Below are 18,864 nucleotides of genomic sequence, written 5' to 3'. Positions count from 1 at the left end.
GGGTTACCGGCGCATCTTCTCGCGCTTCGAGAAACTCGATCTCATGTTCCTCGGCTTCATCAGCTTCGTGCTTGTCGCAGATGGACTGAGAATGTGTTAACAGGCCCTAGTCCAGACAACGAAGTTCCTGTTCCACGATCACCTGGGCAGCTTGATCCGCATCGCCAACAGCGATGGCAGCGTGGCCGAGGCGCTCGACTACGCCACCTTCGGGGCGCGTCGTGCCGTCGGAAATCCAGCCGGAAGCGGCACTTCGTCAACGAACACGCCGCGCGGCTTTACCGGACACGAGTACGTGGACGGCACGGACGTGATCCACATGAACGGCCGCATCTACGATGCGAAGCTGGGGAGGTTCCTGCAGGCCGATCCGCTGATCCAGGCGCCGACCAACGGCCAGAGTTGGAACGCCTACACCTACGTGTTCAACAACCCACTGGTGTACACCGACCCGACCGGTAATTTCAGCCTGCGGCAGGCGCTGGGGCTGATCATCGCCATCGTGGGCACGATCTTCATGCCGTACCTGGCACCGGTGTTCACCAAGCTGGGGGCGGCGATGCTGGTGGGCTTCGTCAGTGGCTATGTAAGCACGGGGACGCTACAGGGCGGTCTGTTCGGCGCGTTCTCAGCCGCGGTCTTCTATGGGATAGGCACCAAGTTCCAGCAGATACAGGCTGCCAATGGGGCTGAATTCAAGGGCGTGTTCGGTACCGGACTGACAGGCGATCAGTTCGCCAACAAGGTGCTCAGTCACGGCGTAGCCGGCGGAGTAATGTCGCGCCTTCAAGGCGGAAAATTCGGCCACGGATTCCTGAGTGCGGGTGTAGCGGAGCTCACCTCCCCAATGATTGATGGAGTCGGTGGCGGTGCTGTTAGAGCGGCTCCAGCACGCGTTGCAGCAGCGGCTCTCGTAGGCGGTACTGTTTCGGTTGCTACTGGCGGAAAGTTTGGCAACGGAGCGTCACAAGCTGCGTTTAGCCGTCTTTTCAATCAGGAAATGCATGCCTTCAATGCAGAGAACCTGCGACGCAAGAATGCAATCACCCAGCGAATCGACGACTTCATTGAGCAGTACCCAGGCAGAAAAATACCTCTTTCTGCAGCTGAACTAGGTGTACTGACCGAGTACACCTACGGAGAACTGATGTTCAATCAGTCTGTGGAAGGTAACTATGACGGGATGAGCAATCGTGAGTTTGGGAACCTTATGCAGGGAAGCAGAGGTGATTCCCAAATCTTCAATGGGTACAACAGAGAGGTTTTCTCAATCTATGGAATGCCGGGTGGGTACTCGGGTACACACTTGGGTACCGACATCAACTACATGATGCAAGGCATGTCTTGGGCAGCCGGTGGATACACGCGTAGTACGATGCACAGAGCCATCGAGGCATGGAATACCGCCAGCTTTGTGCAAGATGTCGGCGGCGGAAACTTCACTGCCCGAAACCTGCTACAAATATCACATGCCAAGTACTGGGCTGATTACGGATACTCGTACTATCACTCAAGGGCGGGAAAATAAGATGCGAAAGATAGCGCTTGTTGTCGTCGCAGGTATCCTACTCGGCGGCATCGCGTACGCGGCAGTTACGATTTTTTCCGGGCATAACAGTAACGCTGCCAGTTGCCAGCGTCTTGTTGACCAGCTCAAGGAAAAAAGTCTCGACGTATCCCTTGAGGGTTGGTTCGATGAGCACAAATCCACGTGGGAGGCGTCCGAAGATAGACCTTTACCCCGAATTCCGCTTGGGAAAGGACATTTTTCTGTGGCTCCACCATCCTTCATGTCGGATCTGGGTATTGGGCCCAACTCAGAAGCGCAAGTTCTTGTCAGCAAAGGTGCGATTGCGACTGTCCAGCTTGTAGATTCAGACGCTAAGAGCATCATCATCTCCGCAGATCCAGATCGCTGGTACGGCTGGAACGTCCACAACCTTCGATCCGTGAGTAGTCGCGTGGCGGTCGTCTGTCCAGTACGCGATTAACTGAGATAGCTCATTGTTGGGTACTCATCGGCGGGTTGAGTCGCTCTGAGTTGCGAACTCGTCACGTTATCCGGCGAACGAAGCAATGACTGCCCAGCTGCTTGGCGGAGGTGTCCAGTTCTGTTGGCGGCCGCGCCTAATGGCTGGCTGTAGTAACGAGGAATGGGTAGGTCACGTCTTCAGCTTGACGTGTACTTCTTCGGCCAGATCACTGTTGCCCCCTTTACCATTTCCGGCTGGATGAAATGCGTATAGGTGGGCGGCTTTCGCCCCTCGATTACATCAAGGCGATCAAGCTCCTTGGTTCTGGCAATCATCTCTTGGACAAGAAGCCACTGGCCTTCTTCAGTCAAGCACCAGCCACCACGCAGTTCGTCATAGACGATGTGCGAGAGGTAGTCATCGGGATCTAAGATGGGCATCAGCAACCCCAGTGAGAGGTATGGTGCCCCTGGCCGGACTCGAACCGGCATAAGCCGCTTATCTGGCGCTGACGGGTTATAAAACCGCTGCTCTAACCATTGAGCTACAGGGGCTGATCAGTCGACTGATCAGCCAAGTATTCGGAGCGAGCGGTAGAAGATGTTCACGGACGCGAATCTACCAAGTCTGGATTACAAAGCAATACCCTGGCCTATTGTCGCTCCCAATTTTGGGGACGTTACGAGATCAAACCATCAGAGCCTGAGAGCCGAGACAGGGGCTGTCCCATGACTTCGGAACTACCTGACGGACGGTCTCGAACCGGAAGCCGGCTCTCTACTGACGGGTTCTGAACCACTACTCGGCCCATTGAATTGCGGGGCTGATCAGCTGCCGAGATTCGTTGAGCCTCGAATCGACACTGGCTCCCAATGGCTCATGCGCTCTCAAAAAAGGGCGGCTCTCTTTGAGCCGCCCCCCGATTGAAGAATCAACACTTAGTCGGAACGGCTAGACCGTGCAGGCACCGATTCGGAATCGCGGAAACGAAAAATGGCCTGCATCTCTGCAAGCCACTGATTCTTTTGGTGGGCCCACCAGGATTCGAACCTGGAACCAAAGGATTATGAGTCCTCTGCTCTAACCGTTGAGCTATAGGCCCTGCAGGAGTTTCAAGTCGACTATTCGAGGGCCGGTGCTGTTCCGTGCAACCCTGTTGCTGATGTGCCCGCCTTGGTAGGCATCCATCACGTCGTGCATTGAAGCGGCGTGAGTGTACCGTTCCCCCATTGGTCTTGTCTTCCATCCACCATCATTTCGAGGCAGGTCTGGGTGCAGCAAACGATGTTCACCGGTACAGCGGACATGTCATGCATCCCGCAATGACTGTTCACACCCGATCCATCTTCGGAATCGCCTCAAAGCGCTGAGAGCGAGATCCGTCGGACATCAATGCGGCTGATGTTCTGACGCCGTCGCGCCGAGGACGGATGTCGTTGAACCAGGAGCACCAGCTGGACGGAACCGCTTGGCCACAACGGCGGCCGCCCATCCCCCGCTGTCGCCGAGCTGCCGGAATCATTGCGCGATCGGCTCACATGGCATGTGCTCTCGGCATCCCCCGGTGCCCCCGGGGGCACGCCGCCCCGGCAAGCGTCATTCAACGCCAGCGTATCCCGACGCGTCGGGACTCAACGCATCACGGTAGTCCTTCGCCTGTTCGCCAGAAGACGCGGCGAGGCACGCTCGTCGGGACAGAAGCCAGTCCCGACAGCGCACTTCGGGACAGGAAAAGACATCGTTACCTCAATTTCCCTACACAAACTTGTCTGAATTTGGCGATTAAGCATGCATTAAGTTTCGTTTTGTGATGCATCTCACATTAACTGCACGCCCAACCCCGCGAAGTTTCCTGAATGCTGCCTTAAGATCGACCCGGCATGACTTTCGTCATGCCCGCGCAGGGTCATCCACAGGCCCTCCATTTCTCCGGGGAGTAAAATTCTTGAAACGAAATCACTTGCATCAGTTCCGGCATAAAGCACTCAGTGTTGCACTCGGCATGTGTTTCGTCGGGGCCGCCTGGGCCGACACCGGCGGGTTGCGCATCGCCATCAATGACGGCAGCGGACAGCCACTGGCCGGCGCCACGGTGAAGGTCAGCTCCCCTGACAGCCTGGTATCCAAAACCGGCGTCACCGATGCCGCTGGTCGCGTCCGCCTCAGCGGCCTGGATCCGGCAACCAATTACACGATCCAGATCGAAGCACCGGGCTATAGCGACTTCACCGCGGCCAATGTCGCCGTCGTAAGTGGCAAGGAGCTGAACCTGGGTTACAAGTTGAACAATGCAGCGACCGCCTCCTCCGGCGACGCCACCACACTGAACACCGTGACGGTCACCGGCGCGGCCCTGGCGGCCATCGACACCACCTCCGCAACCGTCAGCAGCGTGCTGACGCTGGAGCAGGTGGAATCACTGCCGACCGGTCGCAGCTACCAGAGCTACCTGCAGTTGGTCCCGGGCGTGAAGCCCAGTGCCACCGGCAACCCCTCTTCCAAGTCCGGCGTCAACTACTCGGACATCGGCGGTGCCACCGGCAGCTCCACCGACAACGTCTACATGCTCGACGGCGTGGACGTCACCGACCCGTCGACCGGTACGTTCGGCGCCAACTTCAATTCCGAAATCATCCAGGAACAGCAGGTCATCACCGGCGGCGTTCCGGCCGAATATGCCGGCGGTTCCGGCCTGGTGGCCAGGGTCGTCACCAAGTCGGGTTCCAACGACTGGCACGGCTCGTTGAACTACTACTTCCAGAACGACAGCCTCGTCGCCGACAACAAGCACAACACCGCGTCGGGCTTCTCGACCTATGACACCGCCTTCACCCTGGGCGGCCCGATCCTGCAGGACAAGCTCTGGTTCTTCACCTCCTACCAGAAGAAGTACCGCGAGACCGATGTGGTCAACGCGCAGACCGGTGACTACATGCGCACTGTGAAGAGCGACGCGGAATACGGCTTCTTCAAGGCCACCTGGCAGATCACCGAGAACGATCGCCTGACCGGCACCTTCTTCAACGATCCGACCGACATCACCGGTACCACCGCCTCCAGCACCCTGAACAACCGCGACTACTCGCGCAAGCAGGGCGGCGACAACTACAAGCTCGAGTACAGCCATGACTGGGACAACCTCCGACTGACCGCCTATGGCTTCCGCCATGAAGGCGAACTGTCGGACTCGGCGGCCGATCCCTCGGCAACCAACACCATCGCTTTCCGCTCCTCGGCGCAGGCGTCGTTGGCACAGCGCAACCTGGGTGGCCTCGGCTTCGATGTCATCACCGAGCGCAACCGCGATGAGTTCGGTGCCAGCGTCGAATATTGGCTGGACACCGCCTATGGCTCGCACAGCTTCAAGCTGGGCCTTACCAGCACCGAGAACGAATACTTCGAAGACACCGTCTATACCGGTGACAAGGCGCGCTATACCTCCATCGACAACCAGTACAGCGGGCTGACGCTGGACCAGGCGGTCAACAATGCCACCGGCAATGCCTGGACCACGCGCCCCATCGCCGCAACGGACTATGGCCGCATCATCAACGGCATCAATGACAGCAGCAACAAGGCGTATTTCCTCGGGCTGCTGGATACCAATGGCGACGGCGCGGTGTCCACGGCGGAACTGGGCGCGTACAAGCTCACCAGCACCGCGGGCAATCCCGGTGGCTTCCTCAACAACTACCGCATCGCCGAAACCCAGACCGCCCCTTACACGGTCAAATCCAAGGGCAAGACGTTTTACCTGCAGGACACGTGGACGCTGAACCAGTGGACCGTCAATGCCGGCGTGCGTGCCGAGCAGTGGAAGCACTACGACTCCAAGGGCGGCGAATCGGCCAAGTTCGATTGGGAGTTCGCGCCGCGCCTGAGCGTGGTGTATGACCTGTTTGGCGATGGACGCAGCAAGGTCTGGGGCTTCTATGGCCGTTACTACGATCCGATCCGCAACAACATGTCCGATTTCGCCGGCAACCTGACCGGCCCCAGCTACGCCGAGCAGATCTTCCTGGGCGACCAGTGGCTGACCTTCCGCACCCGTGGCGGCGAAAAGGAACCCGATGCACTGTTCTCGCCTTCCACCAAGACGCCGTATACCGACGAAATGATGCTGGGCTTCTCGACCACGTTCCGCGACGACTTGAGCCTGACCGTCACCGCCACCAAGCGCGTCACCCGCGACATCCTCGAGGACTACGATCTGGCGTTGTACTCCGACGCGTCACTCGACCCCTCCGATCCGATCGGCAACTACGGACTGGCCGCACCCGGCTCGTTCTACTACCTGCCGCTTTCCTATTTCGGCTATGACAGTGCGCCGAATTCGAACTACGTGATCGGCACGCTGGCCGGCGGCAAGCGCGAGTACATGGGCTACGAAATCACCCTGCAGAAGTTCAGGAAGGACAACTGGCAGGGCTCGGTGTCGTATACCTACAACGATGCCAAGGGCAACACCAACTCCGACAGCAACGCCGACTACCAGGGCGACTGGATCGCGCTGGATCCGCGTGCCCCGAACATGTGGGGTCCGCAGGCCGGCAACATCAAGCACCAGTTCAAGGCATGGGCTTCCTACGCCTGGGACAACGGCCTGGAAGTCAGCGGCGTGTTCAACTGGAACAGTGGCGAGCTCTATACCACCGCACAGTTGGTGAGCTCACGCTACCTGCCGGTCATGGGCGAGGAATACATCGATCGCGGCGTCTATGACACCTGGGTGCTGCCGGGCTCGGTCGGCGCCAATGAAGGTCCCTCGAACTACACCCTGGACGTACGCGCCAAGTACAACTGGGCGTTGCCGTTCGGAAAGCTGGAGTTCTTCCTGGACATCTTCAACATCCTCGACAAGCAGTCGGCAACGGCGGCCTCCGGCTTGGTCTCCGGCGGTACCTATGGCTTCGGTGAGGCCTCCGCCTGGAACGAGCCACGCCGCTTCTACGTGGGTGCGCGCTACTCGTTCTGATCCGCAACCCGTTCCGGTCAGCGTCGGCATTATGGTGCCGGCGCTGTTCGGGACGCTGTCTCGACAGGAGAGCGGCCAAATGGCCGCTCTCCTGTTTTCTGCATGGCCCGCCTGCCGGTTCGGTCGCGGCCACGGGCCACCCCCGCCGGCCGCTGCGCACCGGCGTGCAACGCGCTGCGCCGCCCGGACGCGGGTGCGATGACACCTGCATCACCGGAGCCACCGCTTCCGTATGCCGTATCCCGTATCCCGTATCCCGTATCCGGGGCGCATGCGGCACAACAAAAAACCCCGCCGAAGCGGGGTTTTTCGTTGCCATCCAGCGATATCGATTACTCGATGTCGAGGAAGCTGCGCAGCTGTTCCGAACGGCTCGGGTGACGCAGCTTGCGCAGCGCCTTGGCCTCGATCTGGCGGATGCGCTCGCGGGTCACGTCGAACTGCTTGCCCACTTCTTCCAGCGTGTGATCGGTGTTCATGTCGATACCGAAGCGCATGCGCAGCACCTTGGCTTCCCTCGGGGTGAGGCCAGCCAGCACGTCACGCACGGTTTCGGACAAGTTGATGTTGGTGGTGTTCTCGATCGGGGACTCCACGTTGGTGTCCTCGATGAAGTCGCCCAGATGCGAATCCTCGTCGTCGCCGATCGGGGTTTCCATCGAGATCGGCTCCTTGGCGATCTTCATCACCTTGCGGATCTTGTCTTCCGGCATGTCCATTTCCTTGGCCAGTTCCTCCGGCGTGGCCTCGCGGCCGTACTGCTGGAGCATCTGGCGGGAAATGCGGTTCAACTTGTTGATCGTCTCGATCATGTGCACCGGGATACGGATGGTGCGGGCCTGGTCGGCGATCGAACGGGTGATCGCCTGGCGGATCCACCAGGTGGCATAGGTCGAGAACTTGTAACCGCGACGGTATTCGAACTTGTCGACGGCCTTCATCAGGCCGATGTTGCCCTCCTGGATCAGGTCCAGGAACTGCAGGCCGCGGTTGGTGTACTTCTTGGCAATGGAGATGACCAGACGCAGGTTGGCCTCGACCATTTCCTTCTTGGCCTTGCGCGCCTTGGCTTCGCCGTAGGCCATGACGCGGCTGATTTCCTTCAGCTCGTCCAGGCTCAGCTGGGTGTCCTTCTCAAGGTCGATGGTGGCCTGCTGTTCGGCAACGATCTGGTCCTTGACGTCACGCAGCGCCGACGACCACTTCTGCTTACGCTTGATGGCGTCTTCCACCCACTCCAGGTTCGTCTGGTTGCCTTCCCACGAACGGATGAAATCCTTACGCGGCATGCGGGCGGTGATGGTGGCCAGGTGCAGCACGCGGCGCTCCTGCGACTTGACCTGGGCCATGGTGTCGCGCAGCAGGCGCACCAGCACGTCGGTCAGCGGCAGCGGCAGCTTCAGGGTCACGAAGGTGGCCGAGATCTCCTCGCGCAGCTTGGCCTGGGCCTTTACATCGCCCTTGGCATGGGCCTTCTTGAACTTGGCCATGTCGGCGGCCAGCTGCTCCATGCGGGCAGCCACTTCCACCGGATCCGGACCGGTCGGGCCGGCTTCTTCCTCGACGTCGTCGCCGTCGTCGTCTTCATCGCCGTCGGCATCGGCGTCTTCGCTGGTGTCTTCGGCAACAGCTGGTGCCGGCGCTTCCTCGACCAGGTCGTTGAAGCCGACGATCACTTCGGCCAGGCGCTTCTTGCCTTCCTTGTGTGCTTCGTAATCGGCCAGCACCGATTCAACGGCCAGCGGGAAGGTACCCAGGGCAGCCTGCACCTGGCCCAGGCCTTCTTCGATGCGCTTGGCGATGGCGATTTCGCCTTCGCGGGTCAGCAGCTCGACCGTACCCATTTCGCGCATGTACATGCGCACCGGGTCGGTGGTGCGGCCACCTTCGGTGTCGAGTGCGGTCAGTGCAGCAGCCGCTTCTTCAGCGGCGGTATCATCGACTTCACGGTTGCCGGTGTTGCCGTCGCTGAGCATCAGCGTGTCGGCGTCGGGGGCAACTTCGTGGACATCGATGCCCATGCCGGTGATCAGGCCGATGATGTCTTCGATCTGCTCCGGATCGACCATGTCGTCGGGCAGATGATCGTTAACTTCGGCGTAGGTCAGGTAGCCCTGTTCCAGGCCCTTGCTGATCAGAAGCTTGATGTCGTTTTGCTGGGCAGGACGTTCGTTGGCCATGTAATGCTCGCGCCACCGGCGATTGTGAAGATGGGAACCTAGCATTATACCAGCGCAGCATAGCGCTTGCCGGGGCGGTGGGTTCGCGGCGCGCTACGGTCTGAGCAGAAAGGTTACGGGCCCATCGTTGATCAGGCTGACAACCATATGGGCACCAAAGCGGCCAATTTCCACCCCTGGGCTGTGTTTTTCACGGCAGATAGCCACCAATCGGTTGAAAAGCCGTTCAGCCTCGGCCGGCGGCGCGGCGCTGGTGAAGCTCGGGCGCATGCCTGAACGGGTATCGGCGGCCAGGGTGAACTGGCTGACCAGCAGCAAGCCACCACCGGTATCGCGCAAGGAACGGTTCATCTTGCCGGCATCGTCGGCGAAAACCCGGTAACCGAGCAGCCTGTCCGCCATCCGCGACAGCATCGCCTCATCGTCGCCCGGCTCCACCCCGACCAGCGCCAACAGGCCCGGACCAATCTGCCCGACCACCGCATCATCGACGGTGACCGAGGCCTGGGTAACACGCTGGATCAGGCAAAGCATCGGCAACTCCTGCAGGGGGCCGCGCACCATAGCACCGCGCGCCAGCGGCTAAACTTGGGGGAATGAAACCGCAATCCACCGCCAAGCTCTATTACCGCCTCGCCTGCGCCCTGACTCACCTGCCCTGGTCCTGGCAGCGGACCCTGGCCGACACCGTGGCCTGGCTGTGGCGCAGCATCAATGCCCGCGAAAGCCGGGTAACCCGGCGCAACCTGGAGCTGGTCTACCCGGAACTGGACGCCGCCCAGCGCGCGCGCCTGCACCGCGAGGTATTGCGCACCACCGCCCGCCAGGCATTGGAAACCCTGTACCTGTGGACTCATGACCCGGCCCGCAACCTGTCCCGGCACCTGCGCGAACGCCACGGCGAGGCGCTTTACGACGCCGCGCTGGCGTCGGGCAAGGGCGTGATCGTCATTGCCCCGCATTACGGCAACTGGGAGCTGCTGAACCAGTGGCTGGCCTCGCGTGGCCCGATCGCCATCGTCTATGCACCGCCGGAGAACCCGGTCGGTGATGAATTCCTGCAGCTGTGCCGGGGCGGCGACAACGTGCGTCAGGTACGCGCCGAAGGCCCCGCTGTGCGGCAGTTGTTCAAGGTACTCAAGGAAGGCGGCGCCACCGGCATCCTGCCCGACCAGCAGCCCAAGAACGGCGACGGTGTGTTCGTCCCGTTCTTCGGCATCCAGGCATTGACCATGACCCTGGTCAACCGCCTGGCCGAGCGCACCGGCGCCACGCTGCTGTATGGCTGGTGCGAACGCACCGGGCCGAATCTTGACTTCGCCCTGCACATCGAGCCGGCCGAAGCCGGGATCGCCGATCCTGACCTGCCACGCGCGGTCGCCACGCTAAGCGCGGGCATCGAACGCATCGCGCGTCGCGATCCCACCCAGTACCAGTGGACCTACAAGCGTTACACGCTACGGCCACCGGGCAGCGGTGAACACGACCCCTACGCCACTGCCCGTCATCCGCACTGAACCTGCTGCTGCAACACTGCGTCACCCGTGCCGCTCGATTGATTCGACAGCCAACGGCCCCCATAAGGTTTCAAATGAACAGCCCCGTTTCCGCCAGCCCGTCCTACTTCGGCCAGACCGCCGCCATCCGCTGCGAACGCGCCGCCGCCGAACTCCGTGCGGGCCGCCCGGTGGTGATCAGCGATGGCCGGCAGCGACTGGCCAGCATTGCCTTGGACAGCAGCTCGCCGGAAGGCTACGCCGCCTTCGCCGAGGCCGCGCAAGGTCGCCATTACCTGTTCCTGAGCGCGGCGCGCGCGCAGACCCTGGGCATCAACGCCGCCAACGGCATCCACCTGCCACTGGCTGATCGCGCGTTTGCCGAGCTGCCAGCGCTGGCCTATCTGCGCGATGCAGTCGCGCCGGCCGATGCGCAAGCCAATGGCAATGAGCTGGATGCAGCGACGGTGGAAGTGGCGCGGTTGGGCTTGCTGTTGCCGGCCATGATCTCGGTGGAACTGGATGCGGCAGGCAGTCCGTTTGATGACTGCCTGCAGCTGGACACCACCGCGCTGTACGAAGGTGCTGGCCAGGCAGGCCAGGACTACGAACTGGTAACGCGCTCGCCCGTGCCGCTGCGTGACGTCGGCATGAGCGAGTTCGCCGTGTTCCGTGGCGGCGTGGCACAGCGTGACCAGGTGGCGGTGATCGTCGGCAATCCGGACATGGGCGGCATCGTGCCGGTGCGCGTGCATTCGTCCTGCCTCACCGGCGACCTGTTCGGCTCACTCAAATGCGATTGTGGCGACCAGCTGCGGCGCGGCCTGCGCACGCTCAAGGAGCTCGGCGGCGGCATCCTGTTGTACCTGGACCAGGAAGGCCGTGGCACCGGCATCGCCGCCAAGATGCGTGCCTATGGCTACCAGCACGAAGGCCTCGACACCATCGATGCCGATGCGCAACTCGGCTTTGGCGCCGACGAACGCCGCTACGGCAGCGCCGTGGCGATGCTGCGCGCGCTGGGCGTGCAGCGCATCCAGCTGCTGACCAATAACCCGACCAAGGTGCAGCACCTGCGCAAGGCCGGCATCGAAGTCGTTGGCTGCGTGCCGGTGACCGGCGAGATCACCCACGAGAACGAGCAGTACCTGCGCACCAAGGCCGCACGCGCCGGCCACCACCTGGATGTGGATGCGCTGATCATGGCGGCGCAGTAAGCGCCTCGCTTTTCGCGGCATTTGTGGGAGCGGCGTAAGCCGCGAAGCCATTGCCGCATCCGGCGCCAGCATTGGCGCCCAACCTTGAAATATCGAACGCAGGCTTTCCTGGGCCTGCCGCGTCATCGGCTTCGGGGCCTACGCGGCTCCCACAACCGCCATCGCACCTACCGTTGTACGGCCCCGCCGTTATATCGTCTGCGCATGACTGAACCTGCTGCCTTCGATACGCCCCCGCCGGAACACCATCAATGGCAGCCACTGCCACCGCGCGGCGCGCTGTTCGCCGCCGCGGGTGCGGCACTGAGCATGGCTTTGCTGTTCGGCGCCGCCTGCGTGGTGCTGATGCTGGCTACCGATCAATCCAACTGGCTGCTGGGCCCGCCGACGTCCGCAGGCGTCGGCGCCCTGCTTGGCGCCTGGTTCGGCTGGCGCCGGCATCGGCTCACCTTCTGGCGATTGGACGCGCAATCGCTGGGCGTACGCCGCGGCCATATGTGGCAGAGCGAAAGCCATGTCCCGGTCTCGCGCGTGCAGCACCTGGACCTGCGCCGCGGCCCACTGGAGCGCATGGCCGGCCTGGCGACCCTGATCGTGCATACCGCCGGTACCCGCATGAACACCGTCGCCGTGGCCGGGCTGGCACACGCAGATGCCGAACGCCTGCGTGATCGCCTGGCGCGGCAGCTCGACCACGACGACGACGCGCTGTGAGCGAACTGCCGCCCCCCATCCCCAGCGACGAGCAGCGACTGCATCCGTGGTCGTGGCTGTTCGCCCTGCAACAGCAGGTGCAGCAGTTCCTGCTGCCACTGGTTGCCCTGCTGGTGTTTGGCAGTCGCCGCGACGATGACCTGCCCTACCACCACTGGATCAGCGCCGCGATCGTGGTGGCTCTGGTCGCCACGGCGGTGCTGCAATACCTGAGCTACCGCTACCGCATCGGCACCGATGCGCTGAGCATCCGCAGCGGCATCTTCGAACGCACCCGTCGCGAGATTCCGTTCGCGCGCATCCACAACGTGGTGGTGCACCAGAACCTGTTGCACCGCATGTTCGGCGTGGCCGAGCTGCGCCTGGAATCGGCTGGCGGCGACAAGCCCGAAGCGGAAATGCGCGTGCTCAAGCTGGCACAGGCGCTTGAGCTGGAACGACTGATCCGCCAGGGCGGCAGCGAAGCGGCGACTACCGACCAACGGAGCGATGCTGCCGCCGATGGCGTGTTGCTGAGCCTGGACTTGCCCGAACTGATACGGCAGGGCTTGATCTCCAATCGCGCAATGGTCGTTGTGGCGGCGGCAATCGGTGCGGCCTACCAGCTGTTCCCACGTCGTGCCACCTCCGATTTCATCGAGGAACAGGGCCGCCACGCCTTTGGCTATGCCAGCCAGCTGCAGCTGGGCACGTTGACCATGATCGCTACCGGCATCCTGCTACTCGCATTCGCCCTGGTGTTGATGCGGCTGCTGTCGGTAGGCCTGGCGATCGTGCAGTACTACGGCTTTCGCCTCAGCGAAGCCGACCGTCGCCTCACCGTCGAACGTGGTCTTTTCACCCGCGTGCGCAGCAGCGTCGCGCGGCGTCGTATCCAGGCCTGGACCCTGCGCGAAGGCGCCTTGCATCGGTTGTTCAAGCGTCGTCAACTGCGGGTGGACATCGCCAGCGGCGGCCAACAGCAGGAACAGGACGGCCGCGCACTGAAGGAACTGGCGCCACTGGCGACCCCGGCCGTCTGCGACGGCCTGCTGCAGCACCTGCTGCCGCAAGTGCAATGGCCGCCCGGACAATGGCTGCCGGTAAGCACCCGCGGCTGGTGGCGGCTCTGCCTGCCAGCCTTGTTTCTGATGGGCGTCCTGTCGGCGCTGCTGGTGTACGAGACCCGCAGCGCATGGGGCTTGTTGCCGCTGCTGTGGCTGCCCTGGTCGGCACTGAAGGCGCATCGCCAGGTAAGCCGCATCGGCTACAACATCGACGCGCAGCGTGTGGCCATCCGCGGCGGCTGGTGGAATCGCTGGTGCCGGGTGGCCGAGCTGGACAAGCTGCAGGCATTGCGGCTGGACCGTTCCCCGTTGGACCGGCGTTTTGGTACCGCGACGCTGACGCTGGATACCGCTGGCGCGGGCGGAGCCCCGGCGTTGCAGCTGCGTTTCCTGGAGGAAGCGCAGGCGCGCACGTTGATGGCGCAGCTGGAACGGGAGATGGTGCGACGCAAGCTGCGCTGGTGAGGCTCCCCCTCTCCCGCCCCTTCGGGGCACCCTCTCCCGCAAGGGGAGAGGGAGAGGCCACTGCGAGTTGAGGCAATGCCTGCAATTGCAGCCGTATCCCCTCTCCCCTTGCGGGAGAGGGTGCCCCGAAGGGGCGGGAGAGGGGAAAGTTCCGTAGCCCGGGTAAGCGCAGCGCACCCGGGAGGCACGCCAAATTCTCGCAACGGAAAACCTGCTTCTCCAGAACCCGCATCAGGCGTCAAGCCGAGTTACCGAATTGAGCGCTCTTCCCGGGTGCGCTGCGCTTACCCGGGCTACAACCGTGTCGCCACACCCCGACTTCGCCCTCGGCATCGTGGCAAAGCGAAGTTGCTGGTTCTCAAACCCGCGCAGGGCCCCAGTAACCAATACGCTTGCGCAGCTTGATCTTGCGCCACCAGTTGCGCGGCTTGGGCTTGCGGTTGCGCCCGCCCTTGGCGATGAAGTCATCAATGGCCTGCAGGATGCGCTCGCTGGACTGGCCATCGCGGTAAGGGTGCAGCTGATCGGCAAACTGGCGCACCGCCGCCATCAACTCCGGCGGCCGCGACAAGGCGGTGCGAATCGCAGGTTCAAATTGTGCCGGGTCATCAATGTCCAGCAACTGCGGGCCCGGGCGACGGTTTTTGAACGTGACCACTGGCTTGTAGGTCAGCAGGAATTCGTTGAGTGCCGAGGAGGTGTCCGAGCACATCATGTCCACCTGCGGGAACAGGTCCAGGATGTTGTCGTCATCGGCAAAACGCAGGTAGGGGCCTTCCAGCGCGCGGTACTTGGCGGTGATTTCCGGGTCCATCTTCGGATGGAAAGTAACGATCCAGCGCCATTCACCCGTCTGCGACAGCCGCTTGATCTCGTCGTACAGGATGCCCGCGGCGCTCCAGGACGGCGAGAACGTCGAGTGGTACAGGATCACCGGCGGCTCGCGCACGGGATCGGGCTCGTCCTTGAGTTGGCTCATGAACGGGTCGATCTTCGGGAAGCCGGTTTCCACCACCGAAAAATGTCCGGCCTTTTGTGCCAGCTCCGAGAACGCAGCGGTATCGCGCGGGCCGGTGGTGCAGTACAGGTCGAAGAAACCGCGGATATAGATATGGCGCGGCTTGCCGGCGTCAAAGCCGTGGAAGGTTTCGACCTTCACCCCGGGGAAGAAGTGCGGCACCGCGTTGGACGAGGTGATCACCGCACAGGGGTTCCATGCACGCACCTGCTCTACCGTCAGCAAGGTCTCGTCGGCGGTCAGGTCACTGGCGCCGGGGCCATCGAAAAACCATGCCGCCTCATCGCCACGCGCGCGGATCGCCGCCTGCAGCGGGCGGAGGATGGCCAGCGCGTAGCGCTCGGAGCCGTACAGCAGATAGTGACGTGGCACGGAGGGGGCTCCTGGATTTCGCGGGATGCGGCGATTATCGCATCGCCAGTGGAAGCCGTCGCTGCTAGGCTTTGGCCCGTTCCCCCATGCCAGCCCCCGCATGCCCAGCCCAAGCACCACCCTGCCCGCCCAGCGCCCGCGCCTGTCGGCCTGCATCATCGCCTTCAACGAAGCCGACCGCATTGGCGACTGCCTGGCCTCGCTGGCGTTCTGCGACGAGATCGTGGTGGTGGACTCCTTCTCCAGCGACGCCACCGTCGCCGTGGCCGAAGCCGCGGGTGCGCGCGTGGTGCAGCGTGCGTTCACCGGCTTCCGCAGCCAGAAGGCGTTCTGCGTGGAGCAGGCCAGCCACGACTGGGTGCTGTGCCTGGACGCCGATGAGCGGGTCAACCCGGAACTGCGCGCCGCCATCGAGGCCGAACGTGATGCCGGCTTCAACCGCGCCGTCGGCTACCGCTTCGCGCGCTGCTCGGAGTACTTCGGCCGCTTCCTGCGCCATGGCACCGCCTATCCGGACCGGGTGCTGCGCCTGTTCGACCGCCGCCGTGGTGGCTGGCGCGGCGATCGCGAGATCCACGAAGCGGTCACCCTGGATGGCCCGGCCGCGCTGCTCAAGGGCGACCTGCTGCACCACCCCTACCGCAGCTTCCTGCAACTGCTGGACAAGAAGCAGAAGTACGCACGGATGATGGCCGAACATGAGTTTGGCAAGGGCAAGCGCGCCAGCCTGGGCAAGCTGATCATCGCCCCGAGCTGGCGCTTCATCCGCAGCTATGTGGTGAAGCGCGGCTTCCTGGATGGCTGGCCGGGGCTGATCGAGGCCTTCGTCAGCGCCAACTACGTAAGACAGAAGACCATCATGCTGTGGTTGTTGCAGAACGGGCAGCCGCTGGTGACCCCACCGGCCGATGGCGGCACCCACGAATAGCGTGGCTGTGGGGCCTTCGGGCACTTGCTGAACCCCGGCCCGCATACCTCCTGAACATGGTTTTCGGTTCGTTGAAGATGCAGGTGCCCATCGCTAGAATTGTAAGTTCTGCCGACTGAGAATCAGACTGGTTGCCCGGTGGCCGTCCCGCTGTCACTGCCACTTTCCCCCGCGGCGTCCCCACGCCCAACCGGTGTGATCCCCTACGTGAATCATTTGTCTGCGGTCCGACCCCCTTCCCTGCTACAGGCGTTCCGTACACGGCTGCTGACGGTCGGGCAGTGGTGCGCGGTGCTCAGCGTGTTTGCCGCGCCCATCAACAAGCCGGCCACCAACATCCTGCTGGGCCTGAGCCTGCTGTGTTCGCTGGCCGGTGCCGAACTGCTGCCGCGCTGGCGCGCCGCCCTGCGCGAACCGGTGGTGATCGGCTTCCTGGTCTGGTTCGGGGTGCTGTTCGCCAGCGCGCTGCATGCATGGATCAGCCGTGGCGACCCGGCCTTTCGCGACGCTGCCATGTGGGGCTGCATCTACCCGGCGCTGATCGCCAGCTTGCTGCGCGATTCGCGCTGGCGCTGGCGCGCACTGGCTGCCTTCGCCGTTGCCGCCGGCCTGGTGGTGGTCATCTCCTACCTGATGCAGTTCGGGCTGGTGCCGCAGCGAGCGATTGCCGAGGTCCATTCCTCGATGCGCAACACGGTATTCAAGGAGTACACCCAGCAGGGGCTGGCCAGCCTGATCCTGATGTCGATGCTGGTCGCCGTGGGCCTGAACAGCACTGACCGGCGTTGGCGGATTGCCGCCCTGGCCGGTGCCGCCCTGGTGCTGTTCAATGTGGTCGTGCTGATCCAAAGCCGCACCACCTACATCGTGCTGCTGCCCTTGCTGGGATATTGGATCTACCGCCTGGTCGCACACCGTTTCAATGGTTGGCGCACGCTGTTGATCAGCGGCGGCCTGGTCATCCTCATCATCGGCACGCTATGGTCGACTCCCAGCATCCGCGAACGCATGCTGAGTTCGGTCACCGAAGAGGTGGATGGTTACCTCATCGCCCGTGAGGCCACCTCCAGCGGCATCCGCCTGTGGTTGTGGCAGCAGACCCTGCCGATCATCGCCGACGCACCGGTGCTCGGGCACGGCCTGAACCAATGGGAGCCGCTCTATCTGGAGCAGATGCGCGACACCCCCGGCTCGGCACCGTTCATCACCGGCCACCCGCACCAGGAGGCACTGCTCATCCTCGCCGAGGAGGGCGCCGCAGGCCTGCTGATCTTCGCCGTGCTGTTGTGCTGTTTTGCCGGCCACGTGAACAAGCTGCGCGACCCACAAAAGGGTATCTTTGCCAGCATCCTCATCATCTATGTCGCGGCAGGCTTGGCCAATGGGTTATGGAGCAACTTCACCCATCGCCACGTCTTCGTCCTGCTGATGGCATGCGTCCCGCTGGGCAGCTTCCCCTGGCAAGGTATCGGCAGAGAGCGCGACCCCACCTCATGAAGCCCAGCCCGTCGTTTGATGAGGTGACCATCGTCTGCGTCACCTACAACAGTTCGACTCTTGCGGAGGCAATGGGCGCAACCCTGGCCGCGTTCCCGCATGTCGTCATCATCGACAACGGCAGCAGCGACGATACCGTGGCGCGCATCACCCGGCATATCCCGCACGCACGCCTGATCAGCCGTAGCGCCAACGCCGGCTATGGCAGCGCCAACAACCAGGCGATGGCAACGGTGCAGACCCCTTTTGCATTGTTGCTGAATCCTGATTGCGTCATCGCCCCGCAGGACCTGCAGTGCCTGCTGGACTGCATGCAGGCGCACCCGCAGGCTGGCGTGGTCGGTCCGCAGAACTGGCGCAGCGAGACGGTCCCGCAGATCTCGCATCGCGAGGCGTTCTTCAAGCCTGATGTCGACAGCACATGTACCGTGCCGGACAAGGTCATCAGCGCCGACTGGATCCACGGCTGTTGCCAGCTGTTGCGAACCCGCGCATTCCGCGACATCGGCGGATTTGATGAGGTATTTTTCCTGTACTACGAGGACGATGACCTCTGCCTGCGCCTGGCCCAGGCCGGCTACCAATGCCTGCTGCAGCCTGCCGCACGCGCTTTCCACAAGGGCGGTGCGTCTTCCACCCCCAGCCTGCGCACCGATTTCATCAAACGCTTCCACTATGCACGCTCGCGCCAGATCGCGATCCGCCGCTATGTCGGCGACGCCGCCGGCCGCATGCACCTGGCCAAGCTGATGGTCGCAGCAGTCCCGGCCGTGGTGGTCTACAGCCTGTTGCTGCGCCGCCGTGACGCGGTCAAATGGGCGGCCTGGGGCTCGGCGGCATTTTCCGCAGCGCTGGGCCTGGACCTGATGCCGGGGCGGGGCAGCCCTGTCAGCCCCGCCAGCGGCACCTGACAAACGCTTTCATGCGTTCCTCTCCGCCGCTGGATGCGGACCATGGCAGAATGACCTTGCCGGCGAGGGGCT

14 protein-coding genes, 2 tRNA genes and 1 pseudogene are annotated in these 18,864 nt (G+C 62.8%); 11 read left to right on the top strand and 6 right to left on the bottom strand.

What is annotated here, in order from left to right:
- The 3 genes and pseudogenes from AC1VXC_RS15300 to AC1VXC_RS15290 all read left to right on the top strand — a co-directional run.
- A pseudogene (locus AC1VXC_RS15300) lies at positions 1-100 on the top strand (IS5-like element ISCARN85 family transposase); the annotation flags it as partial.
- A 27-nt stretch (positions 101-127) separates the two neighbouring features.
- Positions 128-1,528, top strand: coding sequence for an RHS repeat domain-containing protein (locus tag AC1VXC_RS15295; protein ID WP_481539878.1), 1,401 nt, complete (start codon positions 128-130; stop codon positions 1,526-1,528).
- A gap of 1 nt (position 1,529) precedes the next feature.
- Positions 1,530-1,991 carry a hypothetical protein gene (locus tag AC1VXC_RS15290; protein ID WP_449302008.1) on the top strand — a complete coding sequence of 154 codons (462 nt, stop codon included), beginning with the start codon at positions 1,530-1,532 and terminating at the stop codon, positions 1,989-1,991.
- A gap of 179 nt (positions 1,992-2,170) precedes the next feature.
- Here AC1VXC_RS15290 and AC1VXC_RS15285 read toward each other — a convergent pair whose 3' ends face one another.
- The 3 genes from AC1VXC_RS15285 to AC1VXC_RS15275 all read right to left on the bottom strand — a co-directional run bounded on the left by AC1VXC_RS15285 (position 2,171) and on the right by AC1VXC_RS15275 (position 3,075).
- Entirely contained in the window at positions 2,171-2,413 is a 243-nt protein-coding gene (locus tag AC1VXC_RS15285) for a hypothetical protein (protein ID WP_449302009.1), read from the bottom strand.
- 21 nt (positions 2,414-2,434) lie between these two features.
- A tRNA-Ile gene (locus tag AC1VXC_RS15280) sits at positions 2,435-2,527 on the bottom strand.
- 472 nt (positions 2,528-2,999) lie between these two features.
- Positions 3,000-3,075: transfer RNA gene (locus AC1VXC_RS15275), tRNA-Ile, on the bottom strand.
- Positions 3,076-3,918: 843 nt separating this feature from the next.
- Here AC1VXC_RS15275 and AC1VXC_RS15270 point away from each other — a divergent pair.
- Positions 3,919-6,948, top strand: coding sequence for a TonB-dependent receptor (locus AC1VXC_RS15270; RefSeq protein ID WP_313494547.1), 3,030 nt, complete (start codon positions 3,919-3,921; stop codon positions 6,946-6,948).
- Positions 6,949-7,280: 332 nt separating this feature from the next.
- Here the strand turns inward: AC1VXC_RS15270 and rpoD are convergent, their stop codons facing one another.
- Positions 7,281-9,128, bottom strand: coding sequence for an RNA polymerase sigma factor RpoD (gene rpoD / locus AC1VXC_RS15265; RefSeq protein ID WP_313173669.1), 1,848 nt, complete (start codon positions 9,126-9,128; stop codon positions 7,281-7,283).
- Positions 9,129-9,221: 93 nt separating this feature from the next.
- Positions 9,222-9,662, bottom strand: a complete 441-nt coding sequence (dtd, locus tag AC1VXC_RS15260) for a D-aminoacyl-tRNA deacylase (RefSeq protein WP_282268068.1) — start codon at positions 9,660-9,662, stop codon at positions 9,222-9,224.
- A gap of 62 nt (positions 9,663-9,724) precedes the next feature.
- Here dtd and AC1VXC_RS15255 point away from each other — a divergent pair, with 62 nt between their 5' ends.
- The 4 genes from AC1VXC_RS15255 (at position 9,725) to AC1VXC_RS15240 (ending at position 14,066) form a co-directional block, all read left to right on the top strand.
- Positions 9,725-10,645, top strand: coding sequence for a lauroyl acyltransferase (locus tag AC1VXC_RS15255; protein WP_313173668.1), 921 nt, complete (start codon positions 9,725-9,727; stop codon positions 10,643-10,645).
- Between the two features lie 74 nt (positions 10,646-10,719).
- On the top strand, positions 10,720-11,841 hold the full coding sequence (gene ribA / locus AC1VXC_RS15250) for a GTP cyclohydrolase II RibA (protein ID WP_481538785.1): 1,122 nt from the start codon (positions 10,720-10,722) through the stop codon (positions 11,839-11,841).
- Between the two features lie 204 nt (positions 11,842-12,045).
- On the top strand, positions 12,046-12,555 hold the full coding sequence (locus tag AC1VXC_RS15245) for a PH domain-containing protein (RefSeq protein WP_481538786.1): 510 nt from the start codon (positions 12,046-12,048) through the stop codon (positions 12,553-12,555).
- Between the two features lie 5 nt (positions 12,556-12,560).
- Positions 12,561-14,066: a PH domain-containing protein gene (locus tag AC1VXC_RS15240; protein ID WP_481538793.1), complete on the top strand. Its 1,506-nt coding sequence runs from the start codon at positions 12,561-12,563 to the stop codon at positions 14,064-14,066.
- 358 nt (positions 14,067-14,424) lie between these two features.
- On the opposite strand, the gene AC1VXC_RS15235 is transcribed toward AC1VXC_RS15240, so the two are convergent.
- On the bottom strand, positions 14,425-15,456 hold the full coding sequence (locus AC1VXC_RS15235) for a CDP-glycerol glycerophosphotransferase family protein (RefSeq protein WP_313173665.1): 1,032 nt from the start codon (positions 15,454-15,456) through the stop codon (positions 14,425-14,427).
- A gap of 100 nt (positions 15,457-15,556) precedes the next feature.
- Here AC1VXC_RS15235 and AC1VXC_RS15230 point away from each other — a divergent pair, with 100 nt between their 5' ends.
- From AC1VXC_RS15230 to AC1VXC_RS15220, 3 genes are all read left to right on the top strand, one after another.
- Positions 15,557-16,384 carry a glycosyltransferase family 2 protein gene (locus AC1VXC_RS15230; protein ID WP_481538787.1) on the top strand — a complete coding sequence of 276 codons (828 nt, stop codon included), beginning with the start codon at positions 15,557-15,559 and terminating at the stop codon, positions 16,382-16,384.
- Positions 16,385-16,591: 207 nt separating this feature from the next.
- Positions 16,592-17,881, top strand: a complete 1,290-nt coding sequence (locus AC1VXC_RS15225) for an O-antigen ligase family protein (protein ID WP_481538788.1) — start codon at positions 16,592-16,594, stop codon at positions 17,879-17,881.
- Positions 17,878-18,792: a glycosyltransferase family 2 protein gene (locus tag AC1VXC_RS15220; RefSeq protein WP_313495230.1), complete on the top strand. Its 915-nt coding sequence runs from the start codon at positions 17,878-17,880 to the stop codon at positions 18,790-18,792. The genes AC1VXC_RS15225 and AC1VXC_RS15220 overlap by 4 nt, the downstream gene beginning before the upstream one ends.
- Positions 18,793-18,864 lie beyond the last annotated feature (72 nt).

The organism is Stenotrophomonas sp. STEN033 (assembly GCF_056856655.1).
This window is presented reverse-complemented; position numbering and strand designations above follow the sequence as displayed.